Below are 21,232 nucleotides of genomic sequence, written 5' to 3' on the forward strand. Positions count from 1 at the left end.
TTTATGATAATCTTCTTTTATATTCATTATATCCAAAATTGTTTACAACTTGGTAACACCCATTGTCTTTTTTTAACACAATTGCTGGTAACTTAATTCCATTAAATGTTGTAGTTTTTACCATAGTATAATGAATCATATCTTCTAAAATGATTTTATCTCCAATTTTTAACTCTTTATCAAAAGAATAATCCCCAATTATATCCCCAGCTAAACAAGTATTACCAGCAAGTCTATAAGTAAATTGTTTTTCATTTGCTAAAGCACTATTTCTTACATCTGCTCGATAAGGCATAGCTAAAGTATCAGGCATGTGAGCCTCAGCTGATGTGTCTAAAATGGCAACTTTCATACCATTATCAACAATATCAAGTACAGTTGCACTTAGGTATCCAGTTTGCCAACCAACTGCCTCACCTGGTTCTAAATATACTTCAAGATGTGGATATCTTTTTTTAAAACTTTTTAAAACATCAATCAATCTATTTACATCATAATCTACTCTTGTTATATGATGTCCACCTCCAAAGTTTACCCACTTCATAGAAGGAAGAAATTCACCGAAGTTTTTCTCAAAATTTACTAAAGCACCCTCAAGTACATCTACATTTTGTTCACATAAGGCATGAAAATGTAAACCCTCAACTCCTTCAAGTTCATCTTTTTCAAAGTTTGCTTTTGTAATACCAAGCCTAGAAAAAGGGGCACAAGGATTATATAAATCAACCTCAACAGAAGAATATTCAGGATTTACTCTAAGACCAATAGAAGTCTTACCAAGTGCTTTATGTTTTAATCTTTTTAGTTGTGAAAAAGAATTAAAAACTACATGATTTGATAAAGATACAATTTCATCAAACTCTTCTTCTTTAAAAGCAGGAGAATAAGTATGCACTTCTCCTCCAAACTCTTCTTTTGCTAAAATTGCTTCATGAAGTCCTGATGCACAACAACCTTTTAAATATTTTTTACAAATATCAAAAGTACTAAAAAGAGCAAAACCTTTTAGAGCTAAAAGTATATTTACACCAGCTTCATCTTGTACTCTTTTTAAAGTCTCTAAATTTTTTATAAGTAGTGCTTCCTCACAAACAAATGCTGGACTTGGAAGCTGTTCATTTTTAACAATATTATTCTTCAAGTGGTTCAAAATCCTCTTTACCTACACCACAGTCAGGACATTCCCAATCTTCTGGAATATCCTCAAAAGCAGTTCCTGATTCGATCCCACTATCAGGATCACCAATTGCTGGGTCATATACATAATCACATACTGTACAAATATATTTTTGCATTTTATATCCTTTTTTTAGTATGAACTATTATACCCCTAATTCAAATAATAGAATACTTAAAGAAAGCACTATTTTTTATTATTTTATTCAGTTGGTAAGTCTATTATCTTCCAAGGTAAGCCTTGAGTCATTAACTCATCCATAAATGGCTTAGCATCAAACTCTTCGATATTAAATACACCTTTTCCATCCCAAATACCTTTATAAAGCATTTTAGTACCAATCATTGCAGGTACTCCTGTCGTATAAGATACTGCTTGTGCACCTGTTTCTTTATAACACTCTTGATGGTCACATACATTATAAATATAAACTTTTTTCTTTTTACCGTCTTTAATACCTTCTATAATACAACCAATATTTGTTTTACCAACAGTTCTGGGACCTAAAGAAGCTGGATCAGGAAGTAATGTTGCTAAAAATTCAATAGGAATTATTTTTTGTCCCTTATGCTCAACTTCTTCAATACCTAACATACCTACATTTTGTAAGCAATTCATGTGTTGAATATATGAGTCTCCAAATGTCATAAAAAATCTAATTCTTTTTAAGCCTTTGATATTTTTTGATAATGACTCTAGCTCTTCATGATATAAAAGGTATGAAGGCTTTACTCCAACTTCTGGATAATCATGATCAACTCTGATTTCAAGTGGTTTAGTCTCAATCCATTCACCATTTTCCCAATATCTACCATTTGCAGATACTTCTCTTAAATTAATTTCAGGGTTAAAATTTGTAGCAAAAGGATAACCATGATCACCTGCATTACAATCCATAATATCAATATAGTTTATCTCATCAAATAAGTTTTGAGCTGCATAAGCACAAAATACACCTGTAACACCTGGGTCAAAACCAGAACCTAATAAAGCTTTAATTCCGGCTTTTTCAAACTGCTCATTTCTTGCCCATTGTTCTTTGTATTCAAACTTAGCTTCATCTGGGTGCTCATAGTTTGCTGTATCAACATAATCAACGCCCGTCTGCGTACAAGCATCCATGATTGTCAAATCTTGGTAAGGAAGTGCTACATTTAACACTACTTTTGGATTTACTTTTTTTATTAGCTCTACTAGCTCAGGAATATTATCAGCATCTACAGACGCAGTATCAATATCAACACCTTGATTCTTTTTAATATCTTCTGCTATTGCATCACATTTTGAAACTGTTCTTGATGCTAAAGTAATTTTTTCAAATGTATCAATATTCATAGCACATTTAACAGTAGCTACTCTACTTACTCCACCTGCACCGATGATTAAAATACCTTTTTTATCCATTTTTTTCTCCAAATTAATATGTGTGATATTATAAACTTTTTTTAGTAAATAACTATTGAATTTCTAATTTCATTTTAATTTATTTGTTTTATACTATTTTTTAAGAAAATTACGATATAGTTTCAAATATTTTTCATGGGGATGATATGGCTTCGATTAGAGCATTGAGGCTTGATTGCATGTCGGCCTGAGCATGCCGTTACGCGGCTCATTTTTTTTAGACGCAAACAATACAAATTACGCTCCAGCTTACGCTAAAGCTGCGTAAGTTTAACAACTTATAACGAGCTCCCTTCGGGTTGAGCTTTTGGAGGTTCGCTCTGTAGATTCTATCTATGCAGGATTTAGCGGATTCACCCAGATAGATTACCAAAAAAAGATTGATTGAATTTTTTTGGGACATCCTTAGATCTTAGCTTTTTAGTTGCCTTGCAGGTTGAGCTGCTAAAAAGTGAAACTTTTCAACCTTTCTAAGCATGTAGATGTCAAGAGTAGATGCTTTAAGACTCCGGTTCGATCCCGGACATCTCCACCAAACTAAATACTTATATATATCAATATATCTTAATTAACCCCTTATTTATGGCATCTTCACAAACATAAAACCCTTTTAAATATTTATATGTATCAATATAATCCAGAACTTATTGGGGTATATTTAGGGTATTTCTCGTACAATTAGATAAACATGGAATTATAAATACCCCTAAAGGAAACTTATGGCTAAAACTATTGTATCTCTTTCAGACAAGAAAATTAAAAATGCAAAACCAAAAGATAAAGATTACAAGCTTTTTGATGGTGGAGGATTATTTATATTAATCACGAAAGCTGGAGGAAAAAGTTGGAGACTAAAATATAGATTTGACAATAGAGAAAAACTATTAACACTAGGTTTATATCCTCATATCTCACTAAAAGAAGCACGAGAATTAAAAGATAAATATAAATCTTTAATTGCAAAAGGGATAGACCCTAATAAAGAAAAAAGAGAAAAAAAAATACAAAATAAGATGGATGAAGAAAAAAAAGAAAATTCCTTTTATAAAGTATCTCAAGAATGGCATAAAAATTATGCTACTGAAGTATCAGAAAACTATCACTATAAACTTGAAAGGGCTTTAGAAAATTATATTTATCCATTTTTAAAAAATAAACCAATTTCTGATATCACAAGATTAGATATTATAGAAATTCTAAAAGATTTAAAAAGTAAAGGAATTATTGAAACTGGAAATAGAGTATTTATGTTACTAAATAAAATCTTTAAATATGCCGTAACACTTGAATATACTCAACATAATATTATTGCAGACATTGAAGTTAAAAATATATTAGGGAAACCTCAAAAAAAGCATTACCCAACCTTTACAAAAGAAAAGAATATAAGAGGATTACTACTTGCTATTGATGACTATGAAGGTGACTATACAACAAAAATGGCTTTAAAAGTACTTCCTTATGTATTTGTAAGAAGCTATAACATTCGACATGCAGAATGGTCAGAGATAAGTTTTAAAAATAAAGAATGGATTATACCAGCTAATAAAATGAAAGCAAAAAAAGAATTTATAATCCCCTTACCTCAACAAGTATTAGAAATACTAAATGAAGTAAAAAAAATCACAGGAGATAATAACTATATTTTCCCAAGCTTTAGACAAAAAGATAGGCCAATGAGTGAGAACACTTTATTATCAGCAATTAGAAGGATGGGTTATACAAAAGAAGAATTTGTTCCACATAGTTTTAGGGCTATGTTTTCTACTATTGCATATGAAAATATGAATATTGAAAATGGACACAACCATTCAAGTGAAATTATTGAAGCATTACTAGCACATGAAGAAAGAAATAAAGTAAAAGAAGCATATAATAGAGCTAAATACAAAGTTCCAATGAGAGATTTAATAAACTGGTATGCAAATTATTTAGATAATGTAAAAAAAAGTTAAAGCTTATTATTTATTTAAAATAGCTTCATTTAAAGAATCATCTATGTCATCAAAAGAATCCATCTCATTATAATTATAAAGTTCAGAGTTCTCTATAAAAGGCTTATCATCTTTTTTTTCTGTTGAAAACTTATTTTCAATTAAACTTGTAGTCTTTTTTAATAAAGTCTTATTCTTATAATTTTCTCTTCTCTTTTCATTTCTTAAATCTCTTTTTTTCTTTTCTTCCTTGTAAAAATTTACAAGATTTATTTTTTCATTTCTTAAATCTCTTTTCTTATTTTCTTTCTTGTAAAAGTTCACAAGATTTATTTTTTGAGTACTGTTATCTACTTCTAAATGCTTTAATAACGAATAATTAACACTATAATTAAACTTGTAAACTACAAGTCTATTTTTATACTCTTTTTCTTTTTTAATTAAGTGTTTTCTTAATACCCCAGATATATCCTCAAAAACAATAAATACAATTTTATATAAATCTAATATTTTATTAAAGAAAAGTTCAAAATCATTATCAAAGTCTAATAAAAAAAAGAATTCATTACTGTCTAGTTTTATTACTTTTATAATAGATTCTTCTACATTAACTAAAAAAATTGAAGCTTTTTCAATTTTTGCATCTTCTTTTAGTTTTTTGTAATTATTTATAGATAATAAAAATTTTCTTTTATTTGATATATCCTCAAAACTAAATCCCATTCTTTTTATATACTCTCTTGTAGTGGATTTAGGTATATTAAGACTATATTCATTTTTAATAAACTTATTAATGTTTTTAACAGACCAAAAACAGTTTGTTTTATTTAACAACTTATTTCTTAGTTCATCTATTTCTATCTTCAAACTCAACCTTTTATAGATACAAAAATATTACGTTTTATTTTATCCAAAACCCCTTAAATAAAGAATTTAAATTATATTTCGTTCTATTATATAGAAATCTAAACTGTACATAAAAATCAAAAGGAGAAATTATGGAACAATTAAAAAACAAAATTTATTTAAGACCAAATGAAGCGTCTGAAATTACAGGAATTAGTAAAAGCCATATATGGTCATTAATAAAAAAAGGAATTCTACCTTCCTTTGCGCCAAGTCCAAAGGTTAGACTTATAAAATCTAAAGATTTAGTCTTCTACATTGAGAAATCAAAGAAAAAGGTAGATTTAGATGAAAATTAAATTTACTCTAATTACAAATAATGAAGGTTCTTTAAATAAGACCTTCTCTCTAGATCAATATGGTCAAATAAAAAAAGAATCAAATGCATTTCTTGTAAAAGGAACAGCTCAGACTTTTGAGGTGAACTCACTTAGTGAATTTTATCATGTATTAGAAAACTTACATTCAAACCAAGCGATAATTTTAGGAGTAATAAATGAACAACAAGATTTATAAGATAGTAAAAAAAGGACAGGAAAATCCTCCTCTTACTATATCAAGAAGTAATAAATATTTTTTATACTTCTTAACATCTCTATTACTAGGAGATTACGATCAGGATGAGGCAATGCCCTCATATATGATAATTAATACATTAGATGAATTCTATAGTCTATTAATTAAAATACTACCTCTGGGTTTTAATAAGGTTGAGTGTTTAATTGGATATGGATCAAGTTATGGGATAAAAAATAGTAAAGGTGAACTAGTTAACAGTAGTAACTCCTTTCATGCTTATTGGACAAATACAAACATTTCGGAAGAAACAGTTAATAATTTAATTGAATACATAAAAAGAGCTTGTATATATCATCAACAATATTTTTTGAAAATTCATAAAGATGGAAGTGCAAGTATGAGGTACGCATTAGATTTAAGTGTTATGAAATCTGCTTTATCTCGTCTTTGCTTTGAAGCTAAACCAACTTGTAAAGACGGTTTATATCAAGATAGACCAAAAAGTCTTATCTCAAATATGAATAGCCAAGAAAGTTTAGATTTATCAAAAGTTTATTATGACCATCTTCCAGATTGGAGACCTATTTATGAACAGTTAAAAATTGAAAAACAAGATTTAATTCAACAAACAAAAAGAGCTTATAAAACTTCAAAAATCAATGAATTAGTTTCTAAAGGCTTAACGCAAGATGTCGCTACAAATATTGTAGTAAAACAAATTAAAGAGAGTGTAATCTCTGTAAAAACATTAGTAGAGGTAAATTAAAATGAGTATATCAATACTACAACTATTAAATAAAACAAACCAAAATATTTATATTAGAGATGTAATAGAACAAGATAAGGGCCCTTCTAGGGCTATATTAAATACTAAATATCTTTTTAATGCGTACATTTATAGCCACCTTCGTGGTGGGAAAAAATATAAATTAGATTTTGATGAATTAGATATAGAGTCTATTTTAAAATTTCATAAATATACTAATGAAATCGAAAAAATCATAGAAGAACTTGCTGGATACTTAGTATCTAGTGAGAAACATAATAAGTTTGTAAAAAATATTTCAAAGCTTGTCTTAAAAGCTACAGAAGATGAAGACTTACAAATACATTTTGAATATTGTTATGACATTAAGTATTTAGAAAATAAAGCCTTTAAATACATGAATTCCTATGCCTTAATACAATCTGGTGGTAAAGTTGGATTTATTGCAAAAGATAAAGATGTTTTAGAAATCTATAGCAAGCATGACTTAAAAATCAAGTTTGAGAATAAGAAGTTAAAAGCTTTATTTAGCAAGAAGATTAATAATCCTGTTGATATCTTTACCTCTAGTAAAAACAGAGAAGATTATACTTCTATAGTTTTTAAGGATCCAAGTAAAGTAAAACCTTATGAATATAATTTATTTAAAGGATGGCCGTATAAGCCAATTAAATCTGTAGACACCTCATTTTATTGGGATTTTGTAAGAAAAGTCATTGCAAATAATGATACATTAATTTTTAATGTAATTTGTTCATGGATGGCTAAAACTATTCAGAATCCATTTTGGAAAGGAACAGCACTGGTCATTATTGGAGAAAAAGGCTGTGGAAAGGGAACTTTTGTAAAAGTATTTGCTTCATTATTTGGACACTATTTTATGGAAAGTGCAGATCCTAAAAGAATCTTCGGATCTTTTAATTCCCACCTCCAGAACTGCCTACTTTTATATGGAAACGAAGCATTTTGGAGTGGGCAAAAAGCTGATGAGAGTAAATTAAAGTCACTTATTACAGATATTGATTTTGTGTATGAAATCAAAGGTTCAATGACTTATAAAGGTGAAAACTATACGCATTTGATTTTAGATTCAAATTCTGATCATGTAGTTTTGGTGACAGCAGATGAGCGAAGATATACTATCTCTCACGCGGCATCTACTTATAGAGGTAATTTTGAGTTTTTTGAGCAGTTTAATAAGTTAGTATCAACAAAAGAGTTCAAAGAATCTTTAATGTATGACTTAATGAATTTTAATTATAAGCCATGGGAAAAATATTTGTATAAGGCTCCTATGTCTGAAGCTGTTATGGATCAATTATTACACTCATTGGATCTGTATGAACAATGGTGGTTTGATGTTCTTGAGAATGGTTCATTTGGTGAACAACTATGTAATTTTGATAGTGATTTAAGTGTAAGAGTTTCGAATGAAGCGTTACATGAAAGCTTCAAAAGCTTTCTAAAAGCTAATGGAAAAAAGAACTATGACTCTACTGCAACATTCATCAAGTCAATCAAAAAAAGGTTCTTACCTAATGACTTAATAATAAAAGAAACAATTAAAAGTCAAGATGGTAAAAATGCAAAAATTATATCTTCACTGGATAGGTGTAGAGCTATTTTTACTAAAAAATATGGTGTTGAAATCAACTCAGCAATTAATGAATGGCAAGTAAAAACTATGCCAAATTATATAAGTAAAGGATACTAAAATGACTACACAGTATGATATTACTCAAATAAATGTAATTAAAGAACACTTATTTCTTATTATAGAGGATAAGATAGAAAAAGATGAAGAAACACTGAAAAGACTTTTTCCTCACTATGCAAAAAAAATTGATGATAATAGTTTCATTTTTATGAATAAGTACAATGAAGTTATTGCTTATTACAAGGATAATTTTTGTATAAAGATCAATCAATATTATGACAAAAACTACTACAAGAATTTAGAAAATTTTAAAAGTTACTCTGTCAATGGTTTTATAAATAATGATATATTTTTTTATGATGAACAAACTTCTATTTGGAAGAATAAAAAAAATCTCGATAAATATTCAATAAGATTAAGTAACTTTATTAACTTTTTTACTGTTATTTAAATTGTAATTTACTTATTTTACCTATATTTCTTATATTAGTAAGATTATATCACGGCCCTTCTTTTGTATAGAAATAAATTAATAGTATTCAAATATAAAAGGTTTTAAATGACTAAATATTAAGAAATTAATTCTAAGTTAAAAGAAAAGTTAGAAGCTATATGTGTAGATAATCCAACTAATATAAATCCGAAACTACTTTACATTAATATTGTTAATAGTAAAGGTTCAATTCAAATGTTAGCAATAGCATTTAATGTTTCGGAGGAGTTAATAACTGAGGTTAAAAGAATAAATAAAAAACAAGACGGCTAACAGGCCGTTTTGTGCTTTTTTTAATGATAAACAACATAAAATGTATTAAAATATACTATTAAGAATTTTAACACAATCATTGTAAAAAGTAGATAAAACTTACAATTATAAAATTATTAAAAAGAGCACTACCTAATCAAACATTGTTTTAAATCATCATCTGTGGGTTTAATATACCGCATTGTAGTTTTTATATCACTATGACCAATAAACTCTTTTATAAACTTTGGATTTATTGATTTACTCATATCAGTAATCAAACCAGCGCGGAAAGAATGTGATGAATACCTATGACCTAATGCTTCTTGTATAAACTTATTTACTTGAGAAATATATGTTAATGCAGTAGGTGTTTTTTTAGGATTACCTTTAGCCCTTATTATATAATCGGTATTTGAGTCTAATTCACTAAATACAAAATGTTTTTTTATTTGTTTCACTGCTTCTTTAGAAAAGAATAGTTTTCTTTCTTTAGTTGTTTTATGAGTTACTATAATTAACTCTTGATTTTTAAGTATAGTTAAAATATCAATTACCGTTAACTGTTTTACTTCATTAATTCTCATACCAGTAAAATAAAGCAAAATGAAAGTCCTTTGAAGATTCTCTTTCGTATTTTTATTAATATTATTTTTACCTCGTAAATAAGTAAGAAGCTTTTGATATTCAACTTCTGTAATATTCTCTCTAATCTTAGTGATATTTTTCTTTTTCATATTATGACCTTATAATTTGTCCTATATAAAGGGATTTTATGAGTTTTAAACTCACAACTCACTGAGTTTTTCGCGTTAAACCGAATAATTTAATACATTTCATGTTTTTTAATAAAATTTAACATTGATTGGACATCAAGTAAGTATATTAATAAATTAAATAGGAGAGTAAAGTCTATATATGATTTTAAACAATACCTTTGCAGCACTAAATAATAGTATTACAAATCAAAAAGAAACTACTAACTCATTAAATAAGTTATCTACAGGACTTAGAATAAACAAAGCTAGTGATGATGCATCAGGACTAGCTATTGCAGATAAGTTAAGAACTCATGCTAGTGGAATTAAACAAGGAATTGAAAATGCTAATAGTGCTGTAGCTATGTTAAATATTGCAGATAAAGCAATGAGTGAACTTAGCAACATTCTTGATATTATAAAATCAAAGTCTATTCAAATGGCTACTGATACTACATCAGAAGAAGGTAAAAAGATTATAAAGACTGAAATCCTAAAATTGATTGATAATTACGATTCAATAGTTAAACAAACAAATTATAATTCATTACCTTTATTAACAGGAGAAAGAAGCCCGTTTACTTTTCAAGTAGGAAACAGTAGTAATGATATAATTAGTGCAGATATAGATTCTGTATATTCACATGAAATAGGAAAAGATATAGTTCCAAATAAACTTGCGGGGTTTCTTACTGGATTTAATGAGATAGTAAAACCTTTAGACAATGAAAATGGGCTTGTAGGAAACTCTGGAGTTGTAAGAGTTAATTTCTCATGGGATGAAGATATAGACATTGACCCAACTGTAATGGATCCATTAGGTGATGCAATAGGCTATCATTCATCAACATATGATTCAGGACCCGGAATAGATACAACAACAGCAAGTGGTGGAGTATGGGATGTAGATGATAGAGGGAATAACGATGGGTTAGTTGACAATCCAAATCAAGAGAATTTCTATTGGTCAACTACTGCACCTAATGGACAATATGATTTTTGGATTAGAAATCATACTAATACATGGCCGAATAATGAACCTATTAATATAACTGTAACAATAAAAAGAGGTGATAACCTCATCCAGAAGATTATTTCAATACCTATAAATACTCAAGATGTAGGACCATTTAATTTTGATTATGACAGTTTAAATCCTATAACAGAGTCTGTTTCAACAAAATATAGAGACGATACAAACTTAACACAACAAGCTACTAAATTAATGGGTATTATAGATGATTCACTAAATGAGTTAAATAGCATAAGAGGTAATATTGGTTCTTCTGTAAATCAAATAGAATCTTCAATTAGAAACAATATGACTAACTATGTGAATACAAAAAATGCAGAAGGTGTTATTAGAGATATAGATTATGCAGAGGAAAGCTCTAAGTTTAATAAACTAAATATTATTGGTCAAGCTGGTTCATTTGCGCAATCTAAAAATAATGAAACTCAACAAAGAGTTCTTGAATTACTTAAATAACTTAACATTAATTTCTGAAAATTCACTATCTATTCATCATTAGTTTTAGTGTCTCCACCAAACAATGGTTCGATATATCCTATATTAAAATCCCTCTCATCTTATTAGATTATAGAAGAATAATTGATACTATACTATACAATAAATATGCTAATTCATAATTTTAAAATTTTCTACTGTATACAATACCACTGTTATAATATTTTGAAGAAAAACAATTGAAAATAGAAGAATACCAATAGAATAAAAAAATACTATAAACTTTCTACTAAGACTCTTATCTTCTAAGCTTTCATTTAAAATTTTACTAAATATTTCTTTTTCATTAATTACATCCTTATTTTCTATTGCAACTTCAATTTCAGATTCAACTTCAGTTTTACCTTTTGAATAATCAAGAAGACGATAAATACCTACTCCTTTAGTATTAAAATCTGCATAAGAATTATTCTCATATATTATCTTTGGACAATAATATTGGAATATAAAAGTTCCTATCATAAAAAATATTGAAGCATAATAAAATAATTCCCACGAAAAAGGTAAGGTTAGAGTCAGTTGGAACATTTTTTCAATTTCGGGAGTGATTTTTAAAAAAATAGGAACAATAATAACCCACACTGTTGATGACTTTATTAATTTATTTTTACCAAACTTTGATATAAATTCCCAATTCATTTTAATACTTACCACTCCATTTAATATAAAACTTTAAGAAAGGATCTATTAAATATAAAATTTTACTATCAGTATCCCATTCTAGAATAGGATCACGTATAACATCACTAGATGAAGATAGAGTTTTCGCTAATGAAGTCATTTTATTTAAAACATAGGTAATTCTTGAATTATCAGGCTCATCTTTTAATATTGCCATTATATTCTTTTTTAATTCAAGATATATAATTGGTTTATCAATTTTTGACATAGATATCCCAGTTGTTACTGCTTGAAATATATCGATTTTTGAACCATTGGTTTTTTCAACCTCTTTTCGAGAGGTTGAATGAGATTTTGAACCATTCAAAACCCAGTTAAACTCATCTGTACAGTATGATTCAGCAATTTCACCATAAAACATCCTTTCTGATGTTTTAACTAATGGATTAGTTACTTTCCCTGCACTAAAATCACTTTCATTACTAGCTATTGTAGCTTTATAGCAAAGTTCTTGCATAATAAAAGGACTCCCGAAACTATTTCTTATAAAATTATCAATCATAGTTTTATCATTATTTAATTCTAACTTTTTAAAGCCTTCAATAGCTATTTGTTCTAATTCTTCTATTTCCCAAGTCGGTATTTCAATATCAATATTTCTTGAATTCATTTCTCTTTCTGCATTTACCACATCAACTAATTTATGTGGAACAGAAATAAGGACAATAGGTATAGCATTAAAAACCAAACTTTTAACAGATTGAATTATTTTCTTTTGTTCATCTTCCGGCATCAAGTGAAAATCATCAATTACTAAAGGTAGTTTTTTATTTTTTAAGATATTAACCCCTATTATTTGTGCATTTTCATCAGTTCTAGATTGAAATCTATTTGTATTAAATTTATCATCAGCATCCATTATTATTGTATCCCAAAGTCCTAAAGCATTTTTAGCAGTTCCTCCATCTACCCATATATGTTCTAACTCACTAAAAACTTTTTTTGTAATTACTGTTTTACCTAACTTTGATGGACCATGTATAATAATAATTTTTGATGAATATAGTTCATCTGAAATTTTTTCTTCTAATTTTTTTGTATGATTATCCCTTTTTATATATGTAACAGTTGGCTCTCCCCCTGCATTAAAGACATCATGAATCTTACGTATATCCAATATAAACCTTTTTTGATTTGATAGTATTATAAAATCTTTTAATACATAATTAAACTACCAAAAAGATAATAATATAATTATATTGCTAAATAGTTCTTTTCTTTAATTAGGAAGATTACCAAGATAAATCCGTTACATGCTTTTTAGAATGCTTAATTAAAGAATAGCTATCTTTTATTTTTTTTATCAAATATATATTAAGTATTTGTTTATTTCTTTCTCTTACAAAATATAGTAATTGTTCATCACTAATTTTAATAAATGAAGAAATATATTTATCACTATTTCGTGGAATAACTATCTTATCATCTATAAGAGTAGAGTTTGAAGTATGAAGTATTTTATTTTTAACTGCTATAGCTTGTTCAGTGTTTTCTACTAAATTAGGATTCAACATTAAGTTAAGTGAAAATTCAATGAAGCTTGACTTATTATTCAATATTTTATTTATAAAAGAATGAGTATTATTTATATACATATTATAAGAGATAAAAATATAGATTATTAAAAATATAAAATTTAAATTAATAAACTTTTTTTTAGCTTTATAGTTTTTTGATACTAACTGAGTAGAAAACTTTAAATCCATAGTAAAACTAAAAAACATATAAACAATAACAAAAGTTAATATTAAAGTGCTTTCTACTACAGCAAAAAGAATGGATAAGCCTTTATAAAAAATAACTCCTATTATTGATATGATAATTGTTAATAAAAAAACTGATATAACACTTGAAAGAAAAACTACTATAGAATTAATATTATTAATAGATGAAACTTGCTCACTTTTAAACTTTTTAAAATCATTATCAATTTTAAATAGTTTTTTATATAAATACGATAAAAATAAAATATGTGAAAATATGATAAGAACAAATATTATAAATTGACTGCGAAGTTCTTCTATTAAAGTAATTAATAGTAATACTACAAATAAAAAGGAAAAATAAAGCATAAATAGAAAACTTACTTTCACTATTTTTATAAAAAATGTTTTTATTTTCCTATAATTCTTTTCTTTCTTAACTTTATTAATCTTATCAAAATTAATAAAAGAAAGAGTATCACTTATAATAAACTTTACCCCAGATACAATAATAAATAAAACAAGTGATATTAGAAATATGATACCTAAAGACTTATATAAATAATCATTTAATATCAAACTGAAATAATTATTTAATGATAACCCAAATTTATAGAATAAAAATAAATCCCCAATAATTAAAGGTGCAAATAGTAATAGTAACCCTATTAAAATAACCTTTTTTAATCTCAAAATATGAGAAATTACCACTTGCATATTAAACTCTGTTTTCACAACTTCAAAATTAAAATTTAAATTGAACAATATATAACCTTATGACAAAAATTATTTATATAATTTTGCCAAATAATTACTTTGATAAAAAGTAATTTTATTTATATTTAAAACATTATTTTAAAATAAACTTTAATTTATTAAGCTACTACTTAAACACATATAATTACAGTATGCAATACTTTAAAGTAGATATTAATTTATTAGCTAATATTCTTATATATTTAATATAAGGAGTAACTTATGTCAAAAGTGACACATTTATACTTATTAGTAAAAAAAGATCGTCCATGTTTTAAAATTGGATTTTCTTTTCAAATAGATATTAGATCAAAACAACTTAGACAATTTGGTTCATTCGATGTATCAAAATCTAAAAAAATATTTATGTATACAAAGGATGAAGTAACAGAGTTTGAAAATAAATTAAAAAAAACACTTAAGCGATTTAATATTAATTTACCTGTAGAAAAAAGATATAATGGTCATAATGAATGGTTTAGTATGGAGTGCTATGAGGACTTTTTAAAATTATTAATAAACCATATAAAAATAGAAATATCTGATAATTACTCTAAACATTTTGTAGACTTTGAAAAAGAAGAAATTGAGAGTTTAATAAAAGTATCTTCATCTCAACAAGAATATAATTCAAGCTTTGATTTTGCATTAAAACAATATGAAATAAAAAAAGAAAATAATAAATCTAAACTTAAAGCTCTAAACTTTTTATCGTCATTAAATATTATTGGTATTGATAACCTTACAACAGAAGAAAGACACAAATTTAAAGTTTTATTTGATAGTAACAAAAAAGATATTCCTGATATTACATTTGAAACATTAGATACAAATTTTAAAACCTTTAATCGTGTATTCTCATCTTATAAAACAAACGAAGAACATACTTGTCTAGATATAAATTTAAATAAAGATAGTACTGCTTCATCTCACTGGACTAGCGAAGAATCAATAAAAAAAATTCTTAGCTACCTTAATGAAAAAAGACATAATAGTATCTCAAAAGAATATAATGAATTTGTATATAGACCTATTGACTATGAAAACTCTAAAGTTATTTTTATAGGAGATGAACTTATTGATAATTTTGTATTTAGTGTAGAAGGAATAGAAAGATTCTTACCTCAGAACTTTTCAAATGAAATACTAGAAAGATTATCAAGAGATACAGAGGATTTTTTATATGGTAGTTTAAAAAATGATGATAATGGTCTTTATCTAGTTCAAGTAATATTAATGATATTAACTTGTCATCAAAATGTAATTGATATAGATAGTGAAAAAAATCTAACAACAACTTTTAAAATCAATGAGCTTATGGAGTATATACAAATATATTCTTTTTTTATTGCACTAGAAAGCTTATATAGAAAAAATATATTACTTGAATATTCTACACCTAAAATCGAAAATATTTTCGATGATATTGATATTAATATAAAAGCAAATCATGATTATTTAATAGAACAAGGATTAATAGGATGATTATTTAATTAATAATCATCCATAAAATCACTTTTCTTTTCTCTTTTTATATCTTTTTCTATATATTTAATCTCATTTTCAATAAATTGTTTATGTTCAAGAAATTTAATACCATTTAAATATTGAAGTAAAGAATTATAATAATCTTTTTCTTTTTGTAAATAGGGAACTCTACTTCCTGACCAACTTTTAACCATTGGATCAAAAGATAACTTCTTAAATATTTCAAAGGAACTATTCTTTTTCAAGAAATAGGAAATAAACTTTTCTCTTTTCTCGTATGAAAGCTCTGAAATAAAATCAAATAGAAATTTAATTCTCTTTTCATCTTTATTAAACAAATCAATATACTTTTGTATTAATAAATCTATTTTAACATCTATTTCTTCTTCTTGTTGATAGTTAAGAAAACTTTCTAATGATTCCCCTTTTCTCCAGTTTTCTTTAGTTTTTAAGAAAATAGTTTCAATCAACTTAAAGAATATATCTTCATAATCAACTCTTAACCAAAGTTGTGAAAAATTATTCCATATATCACGAGAACTCAAATAGTCTTTATTCTTAAATAAAGTATCAATATATCTTTCTAGAAAAGACTTATCTATATCAATAAGTTTACTTAAACCATAACATTCATAGTCAAAATGTTTATTTGTTTGCATACATACTAAATAAAAAGTTTTTAGTTGTTCTAAATCATTTTTAAAATAAACTTCAAGGTTTTTAAATATTTTTGAATTTTGTTCATAAATCATTTCTATATTTAATATAAAGTTTTCATCTTCATTTTTTGTTCTTTCCGTTAGTATTTTGGTAACTTGGATAAAAATATTTGGTTCAAACTCTAAGTACTTTTCTAAATAATCTAAATTATAAGGAATAGAATTTTTGTCTACAGTTTTATAAAAGTTAATAATCTTTTCTATATCATTTTTTGAGGTTAATTCTTTTGGTAAAAATATAAAAAAGCAGAATAACCAATAATCTTTATTTTCATATGAGTATTTTTCTAAAAGCTTATAAGAATTATCTTTATTTAATATATTGATTAAACTAGTAAAGTTTAATCTGAGATTGTAAGGGTTTCCTATCTTTAGGTATTCTTCTAGAACTTGAATAAATAATTTTTCATCTGTTTCTAAAAGAATTTCAAAAAGTTCAGATAGGTTATTATAAAACTTGTAATTGTCTCTTTTTTTATCTTTATTATAAAATTCACTAAAGTTTTCAAATAATTGTATCCAATTGCTTAATTTGAAATTTTTTATTAGTTCAAATAATTCTTTTCTTTTAATTTTTTCTGCTTCTACAATATCAATAGTTTTATTATCTTTTCTTCTTATTTCATATTTATCAGTTGTCATAACCTTTTCTAAATCATAGATATGGTTATTAAATTTTATTCTTATTTCTTGATTATATTCAATTTCAAATTTTTCAAGAAGATCAAGGTATTTTTGTACTACTTTTGATTCATAATAGGAGTCTGAATTAAAATTGTCATGTATAAATTTTAAAATATTTTCACTATCCCATTTTTCAACTTCAGTTACATTATGTCTAAATCCTCTACCATATGAATATTGACTTAATAGATGTAAAATATCTTTTTGATAAATATTTATTTTATAGAGAGAATTTAAGTAGTTAAATATTTTTTCTCTTATCTTTTTTAATTCATCTGTTTCGGCTAATTTAAATCTACTTATCTGAATTTCTCTTCCTTTAGATTTATTTTCTTCAAATTCAATTTTTAGAAAGTCTTTACATACTTGAATAAATAGTTTAGTGATTAGTTCGTTCTTACCATCTTTACAGAAAGCCCAAATAGTATTTAGTACTACGTTTTCTCTTTCATAACCATAACGATAGCTGTCATATTTAAACCCATATTCTTTTGTAAAAACATATAATAATGGCTGAATTATTGATGGTTTCTTCTCAAAATAAGTTAAAAGTAATTCTGTAGCCATTTGAATATTTTGTATAGAGTCATTCTTAAAGATACTAAGTTTTTCTAAAATAGGATCATTTAATAAGTTTGTGTTTGGTCTATCTACAAAGTTGATTTCATTTATATCAAATGTTTCATATTCTATATTTTCAATTTTTTTATTAAAGTAAATAAGTATTTCAGTTTGTTTTAAAAACCAAAATGAGTTTATTACTTCATATAAAGTTCCTTCATCTTCTATATATTTGTGCCAAAGTTGATCTACAGGTTCTTTTAAAATAGCAATTATGTGCTGTGTATCAAATGTAGTTAAAAGTGGAATAAGAACATCTATAAATTTTGTTTTATACTTTGGGAAAAAGTGTTCTAGGAAAGTATTTATTTGTATCTTTTTATCTACAAAAACTATTTTATAAAATAAATATGTTGATAGTATTTGGTCGGAAACTTTTACTACTTCATTTTCATATAAATCAAATATTTCTAAATGATGCAATTCTTCTATATTTTTCCATAATGTGTCTATTGAAATACCAAAAGTAGTTTCTATTAATTCAACTTGTATCTCATTGGTTTTATCTAGCACTCTAAAAAAAGATACTATAACTATAGTTAAAAGTAACTCATCATTATTAAATAGTTTTAAATCATCTTTAATTTTTGAGAAATATTCATCATAAAGTGCCGTTACATCATAAATTGAGTCTAAGGTATTTTCTTTATTTACTACAGATGCTGCCATTATAGCTAAACGAGGATTTCCCGAAGATATATCTATAATTCTTTCAACATAAGAATGATTTATAATATTGAATTCTTCTTTTAATATTAGTTTTATTGAATCATCTTTTAAAGCTTTTAATTCAAATTCATCAGAATATAGTCCTGTAGGTATGTTATTTAGTATTTTATCTTTTGCATAATCTCTTACTGTAGCAACTATTTTTAATTTTTTAGTTTGAAATTTATCTCCATAATAACCTTGTATATAATCAAGTGCAGTATGTATTCTATTTACATCATCAATTAGTATTAAATAGGAATTATCTTCATCATTAAAGTATGCTAGAATATCATCTAAAATATCAGCACCTCTATTTAAAATTGCTTTAAACTGAAAATTGTTTTTTTTTGCAAAGCTCTTACAAGCTTCAAGAGCTAATTTAGTTTTTCCTATACCTGCTGACCCACTTATTATTGTGATATCTAAATTTTCTATATATGAGTAAAGCTTTTTAAATTCTTCTTCTCTACATAATAGTGATGTATCTAATGAAGTAGAATAATTATTAGCATTGTAGTTTTTTATAAAGTCATCATAGTCTAATATTTGCCTTGTATCTATTGAAATATCTAAAAAGTCTTTTGTAATGTTTGAATGTTTATTAGTAAGATCATTTGAAATTGTTGAAATCCCTAAAAAAAGGAAATCAATATTCTTTTCAGTACATTTACTTTTTAATGTTTCAATATCATCAGGAGTTAAGTCTGTATTACAAGAAAGTATTAATTTTTCTATATTATTTACTTTTACTCCTGTTTTTTCTTCATCAAAACACTTTTCTATATCATCTAAAAACTTGTCTTTAATCTTTGTTTTTTGTGTAGTATATTCAATAAATATATATTTACCATTTTCAAGTATTACAAAACTATCAGGTGTTCCTGTTGTTGGTTTATCTTCTGCTGTTTTTGTACCATTTGATGTGATTTTATAAGAATATTCTTTTGATAAATAAGAATCTATAAGTTTATGAAATTTACTCGCATCAATTTCTTGTAAGGCTTTTTCTATTTGATTTTTTTTAGACATTGTGTTTCCTAAACTTTCTATATAAGTAATTTTATTATATAAAATATTTTATCATTTTAGAATTATATATGAATAGTGTCACAGTTTGAGTGACAAGAATAAGAACAATTCAAAAAAATCTAAAACTTTTAAAAAATTGTGACGGTATTTGTGACAAGACTATTGTATTATTAATATTTAATTAAGTAATGATAAAAGGTTTATGTCAAATGTATAACAATACTGTAGAAAACTTTATTAAATATGGAATAGATAAAAGTTTATCTTTAAAATTAGAAACTAATGATTTAACAATATCTAAATGTAGAAATTTATCTAAAAAAGATTTGAAAGAGAAATATAACTTAAGTGAAAATGAAATATCAATAGTTAAAAATGCTGTTATAAGAAAGCCTATTGATAGTGATACAATAGATTCTTTACTTACAAACAGTAATTATATATGCAATATATGTAAAGGTAAAAAAAGTGATAGTTTTATAGTTCATCATATTGAAGAATATGAAAAGACTCAAGATAACTCATATGATAATTTAATTGTTTTATGCCCTTCTGATCATGATTTAGCACACAAACAAGGTCTTTCACTTACAAATAAAATTACAAAAGAACAGTTAAGAAAATCAAAATTATTATGGGAAGAAGAAGTAAAAAAGCATAATATTAGTAAGGCAAGTGAAAATATAAATATACATGAAGAAGTTGTTGACTTTGTTAATATTCAAAGGTTAGAGGAAATTGTGTTTCTAACTTTTAAAGAAATACCAAATACTTATGCTTCAAAATATTTAAGAAATAAAAAAATATTAAATTCTGATGGTTTTTTTGATGAATATTATGTTCGTAATAACTTATCTACATCATCTATGGTATTTAGTTACATTAGTTCAGGAGAAGGAATTCACTATTTAGAATTATTAAAAGAAGTTGCGAAAAAAAAGAATTTTATAGACTTACGAGATCTTTTTAAAATACGTTCTATTAACAAGCAACAAATTAATGGACAATATGTTTTTTTTACAGGAGGATTTTATAGTCGTTCTATTGAAATTCCTGTAAATGACACTTCTCCGTTAATTATGTTTCACTATAAAAAAAATAAAATTAAAATAGAATGTAATATCAGTCCACAATATGCCCTTTCAATGTCAGCTTTAGCAAGATTAGGTAAAAAAACTTTATATTCTATATATGGTGTTGTTAAAAATACGTTTAAAGATGGTGATAACTGGGTTATTTCGATAAGCCCTTATATTATTGGATTCCCTAAGAAGCATAATTCTTCGAATCCTTTTTTTAATCATGATGAATTAGAAGAAGACCTTTATTATAAACAAGAAGATTTATTAGTTGATGAAAATTTTATAAATGAATTACTCATAAAACCAGATATTTAATTTTCATAACATATATTTTAATTTTATGAAAAAACATACAATAAACTTA

Annotated in this window: 18 protein-coding genes and 1 other RNA gene; 10 read left to right on the forward strand and 9 right to left on the reverse strand. The window is 25.6% G+C overall.

Translation table 11 applies throughout. The features are described from left to right. Position 1 precedes the first annotated feature (1 nt). From nspC to ACH5BH_RS07940, 3 genes are all read right to left on the reverse strand, one after another. Positions 2 to 1,141: a carboxynorspermidine decarboxylase gene (gene nspC / locus ACH5BH_RS07930; RefSeq protein ID WP_423297993.1), complete on the reverse strand. Its 1,140-nt coding sequence runs from the start codon at positions 1,139 to 1,141 to the stop codon at positions 2 to 4. Further along, positions 1,131 to 1,295 carry a rubredoxin gene (gene rd, locus ACH5BH_RS07935; RefSeq protein WP_423297994.1) on the reverse strand — a complete coding sequence of 55 codons (165 nt, stop codon included), beginning with the start codon at positions 1,293 to 1,295 and terminating at the stop codon, positions 1,131 to 1,133. Before rd ends, nspC begins: the two co-directional genes overlap by 11 nt. 83 nt (positions 1,296 to 1,378) lie before the next feature. Next, positions 1,379 to 2,581, reverse strand: a complete 1,203-nt coding sequence (locus ACH5BH_RS07940; RefSeq protein WP_423297995.1) for a saccharopine dehydrogenase family protein — start codon at positions 2,579 to 2,581, stop codon at positions 1,379 to 1,381. A gap of 137 nt (positions 2,582 to 2,718) precedes the next feature. Between ACH5BH_RS07940 and ssrA the strand changes: the two genes are divergently transcribed. After that, positions 2,719 to 3,116, forward strand: a transfer-messenger RNA (tmRNA) gene (gene ssrA / locus ACH5BH_RS07945). 184 nt (positions 3,117 to 3,300) lie between these two features. Next, entirely contained in the window at positions 3,301 to 4,536 is a 1,236-nt protein-coding gene (locus tag ACH5BH_RS07950; protein WP_423297996.1) for a tyrosine-type recombinase/integrase, read from the forward strand. 6 nt (positions 4,537 to 4,542) lie between these two features. Here the strand turns inward: ACH5BH_RS07950 and ACH5BH_RS07955 are convergent, their stop codons facing one another. Further along, positions 4,543 to 5,382, reverse strand: coding sequence for a hypothetical protein (locus ACH5BH_RS07955; protein WP_423297997.1), 840 nt, complete (start codon positions 5,380 to 5,382; stop codon positions 4,543 to 4,545). A gap of 131 nt (positions 5,383 to 5,513) precedes the next feature. On the opposite strand from ACH5BH_RS07955, the gene ACH5BH_RS07960 reads away from it, so the two are divergent. The 5 genes from ACH5BH_RS07960 to ACH5BH_RS07980 are packed head-to-tail and all read left to right on the forward strand — an operon-like array spanning position 5,514 to position 8,814. Then, on the forward strand, positions 5,514 to 5,720 hold the full coding sequence (locus ACH5BH_RS07960) for a helix-turn-helix transcriptional regulator (RefSeq protein WP_423297998.1): 207 nt from the start codon (positions 5,514 to 5,516) through the stop codon (positions 5,718 to 5,720). Beyond that, positions 5,710 to 5,937, forward strand: coding sequence for a hypothetical protein (locus tag ACH5BH_RS07965; protein ID WP_423297999.1), 228 nt, complete (start codon positions 5,710 to 5,712; stop codon positions 5,935 to 5,937). The genes ACH5BH_RS07960 and ACH5BH_RS07965 overlap by 11 nt, the downstream gene beginning before the upstream one ends. After that, positions 5,918 to 6,706: a hypothetical protein gene (locus ACH5BH_RS07970; RefSeq protein WP_423298000.1), complete on the forward strand. Its 789-nt coding sequence runs from the start codon at positions 5,918 to 5,920 to the stop codon at positions 6,704 to 6,706. Before ACH5BH_RS07965 ends, ACH5BH_RS07970 begins: the two co-directional genes overlap by 20 nt. Before the next feature lies 1 nt (position 6,707). Beyond that, on the forward strand, positions 6,708 to 8,420 hold the full coding sequence (locus ACH5BH_RS07975; RefSeq protein WP_423298001.1) for a DUF5906 domain-containing protein: 1,713 nt from the start codon (positions 6,708 to 6,710) through the stop codon (positions 8,418 to 8,420). 1 nt (position 8,421) lies between these two features. Continuing rightward, positions 8,422 to 8,814: a hypothetical protein gene (locus tag ACH5BH_RS07980; RefSeq protein WP_423298002.1), complete on the forward strand. Its 393-nt coding sequence runs from the start codon at positions 8,422 to 8,424 to the stop codon at positions 8,812 to 8,814. Positions 8,815 to 9,257: 443 nt separating this feature from the next. Here ACH5BH_RS07980 and ACH5BH_RS07985 read toward each other — a convergent pair whose 3' ends face one another. Beyond that, on the reverse strand, positions 9,258 to 9,845 hold the full coding sequence (locus ACH5BH_RS07985; protein ID WP_423298003.1) for a tyrosine-type recombinase/integrase: 588 nt from the start codon (positions 9,843 to 9,845) through the stop codon (positions 9,258 to 9,260). 181 nt (positions 9,846 to 10,026) lie between these two features. Between ACH5BH_RS07985 and ACH5BH_RS07990 the strand changes: the two genes are divergently transcribed. Further along, positions 10,027 to 11,355 (forward strand): flagellin N-terminal helical domain-containing protein, encoded by a 1,329-nt coding sequence (locus ACH5BH_RS07990; protein WP_423298004.1) that lies wholly within the window; start codon positions 10,027 to 10,029, stop codon positions 11,353 to 11,355. Positions 11,356 to 11,505: 150 nt separating this feature from the next. On the opposite strand, the gene ACH5BH_RS07995 is transcribed toward ACH5BH_RS07990, so the two are convergent. The 3 genes from ACH5BH_RS07995 to ACH5BH_RS08005 all read right to left on the reverse strand — a co-directional run bounded on the left by ACH5BH_RS07995 (position 11,506) and on the right by ACH5BH_RS08005 (position 13,631). Then, complete coding sequence (locus ACH5BH_RS07995; protein ID WP_423298005.1) at positions 11,506 to 12,033, reverse strand: hypothetical protein; 528 nt, start codon at positions 12,031 to 12,033, stop codon at positions 11,506 to 11,508. A gap of 1 nt (position 12,034) precedes the next feature. Further along, positions 12,035 to 13,192, reverse strand: coding sequence for an NB-ARC domain-containing protein (locus ACH5BH_RS08000; RefSeq protein WP_423298006.1), 1,158 nt, complete (start codon positions 13,190 to 13,192; stop codon positions 12,035 to 12,037). 115 nt (positions 13,193 to 13,307) lie between these two features. Then, positions 13,308 to 13,631, reverse strand: a complete 324-nt coding sequence (locus tag ACH5BH_RS08005; protein WP_423298007.1) for a hypothetical protein — start codon at positions 13,629 to 13,631, stop codon at positions 13,308 to 13,310. 1,125 nt (positions 13,632 to 14,756) lie between these two features. Between ACH5BH_RS08005 and ACH5BH_RS08010 the strand changes: the two genes are divergently transcribed. Beyond that, positions 14,757 to 16,019 carry a GIY-YIG nuclease family protein gene (locus ACH5BH_RS08010; RefSeq protein WP_423298008.1) on the forward strand — a complete coding sequence of 421 codons (1,263 nt, stop codon included), beginning with the start codon at positions 14,757 to 14,759 and terminating at the stop codon, positions 16,017 to 16,019. A gap of 8 nt (positions 16,020 to 16,027) precedes the next feature. Here ACH5BH_RS08010 and ACH5BH_RS08015 read toward each other — a convergent pair whose 3' ends face one another. Then, positions 16,028 to 19,786, reverse strand: coding sequence for a hypothetical protein (locus ACH5BH_RS08015; protein WP_423298009.1), 3,759 nt, complete (start codon positions 19,784 to 19,786; stop codon positions 16,028 to 16,030). Positions 19,787 to 19,995: 209 nt separating this feature from the next. Here ACH5BH_RS08015 and ACH5BH_RS08020 point away from each other — a divergent pair, with 209 nt between their 5' ends. Further along, the gene (locus tag ACH5BH_RS08020) at positions 19,996 to 21,183 is read left to right on the forward strand and encodes an HNH endonuclease signature motif containing protein (RefSeq protein WP_423298010.1); all 1,188 of its coding nucleotides are present in this window, start codon (positions 19,996 to 19,998) and stop codon (positions 21,181 to 21,183) included. Positions 21,184 to 21,232 lie beyond the last annotated feature (49 nt).

The organism is Arcobacter rhizosphaerae (assembly GCF_049472155.1).
In the GTDB taxonomy this organism is placed as follows: domain Bacteria; phylum Campylobacterota; class Campylobacteria; order Campylobacterales; family Arcobacteraceae; genus Arcobacter_B.

Excerpts from the sequence above, each read along its gene's own strand:
- rd (WP_423297994.1), bottom strand. The coding sequence starts at position 1,295 with ATGCAAAAATATATTTGTACAGTATGTGATTATGTATATGACCCAGCA.
- ACH5BH_RS07940 (WP_423297995.1), bottom strand. The coding sequence starts at position 2,581 with ATGGATAAAAAAGGTATTTTAATCATCGGTGCAGGTGGAGTAAGTAGA.
- ACH5BH_RS07950 (WP_423297996.1), top strand. The coding sequence starts at position 3,301 with ATGGCTAAAACTATTGTATCTCTTTCAGACAAGAAAATTAAAAATGCA.
- ACH5BH_RS07960 (WP_423297998.1), top strand. The coding sequence starts at position 5,514 with ATGGAACAATTAAAAAACAAAATTTATTTAAGACCAAATGAAGCGTCT.
- ACH5BH_RS07965 (WP_423297999.1), top strand. The coding sequence starts at position 5,710 with ATGAAAATTAAATTTACTCTAATTACAAATAATGAAGGTTCTTTAAAT.
- ACH5BH_RS07970 (WP_423298000.1), top strand. The coding sequence starts at position 5,918 with ATGAACAACAAGATTTATAAGATAGTAAAAAAAGGACAGGAAAATCCT.
- ACH5BH_RS07975 (WP_423298001.1), top strand. The coding sequence starts at position 6,708 with ATGAGTATATCAATACTACAACTATTAAATAAAACAAACCAAAATATT.
- ACH5BH_RS07980 (WP_423298002.1), top strand. The coding sequence starts at position 8,422 with ATGACTACACAGTATGATATTACTCAAATAAATGTAATTAAAGAACAC.
- ACH5BH_RS07985 (WP_423298003.1), bottom strand. The coding sequence starts at position 9,845 with ATGAAAAAGAAAAATATCACTAAGATTAGAGAGAATATTACAGAAGTT.
- ACH5BH_RS07990 (WP_423298004.1), top strand. The coding sequence starts at position 10,027 with ATGATTTTAAACAATACCTTTGCAGCACTAAATAATAGTATTACAAAT.
- ACH5BH_RS07995 (WP_423298005.1), bottom strand. The coding sequence starts at position 12,033 with ATGAATTGGGAATTTATATCAAAGTTTGGTAAAAATAAATTAATAAAG.
- ACH5BH_RS08010 (WP_423298008.1), top strand. The coding sequence starts at position 14,757 with ATGTCAAAAGTGACACATTTATACTTATTAGTAAAAAAAGATCGTCCA.
- ACH5BH_RS08015 (WP_423298009.1), bottom strand. The coding sequence starts at position 19,786 with ATGTCTAAAAAAAATCAAATAGAAAAAGCCTTACAAGAAATTGATGCG.
- ACH5BH_RS08020 (WP_423298010.1), top strand. The coding sequence starts at position 19,996 with ATGTATAACAATACTGTAGAAAACTTTATTAAATATGGAATAGATAAA.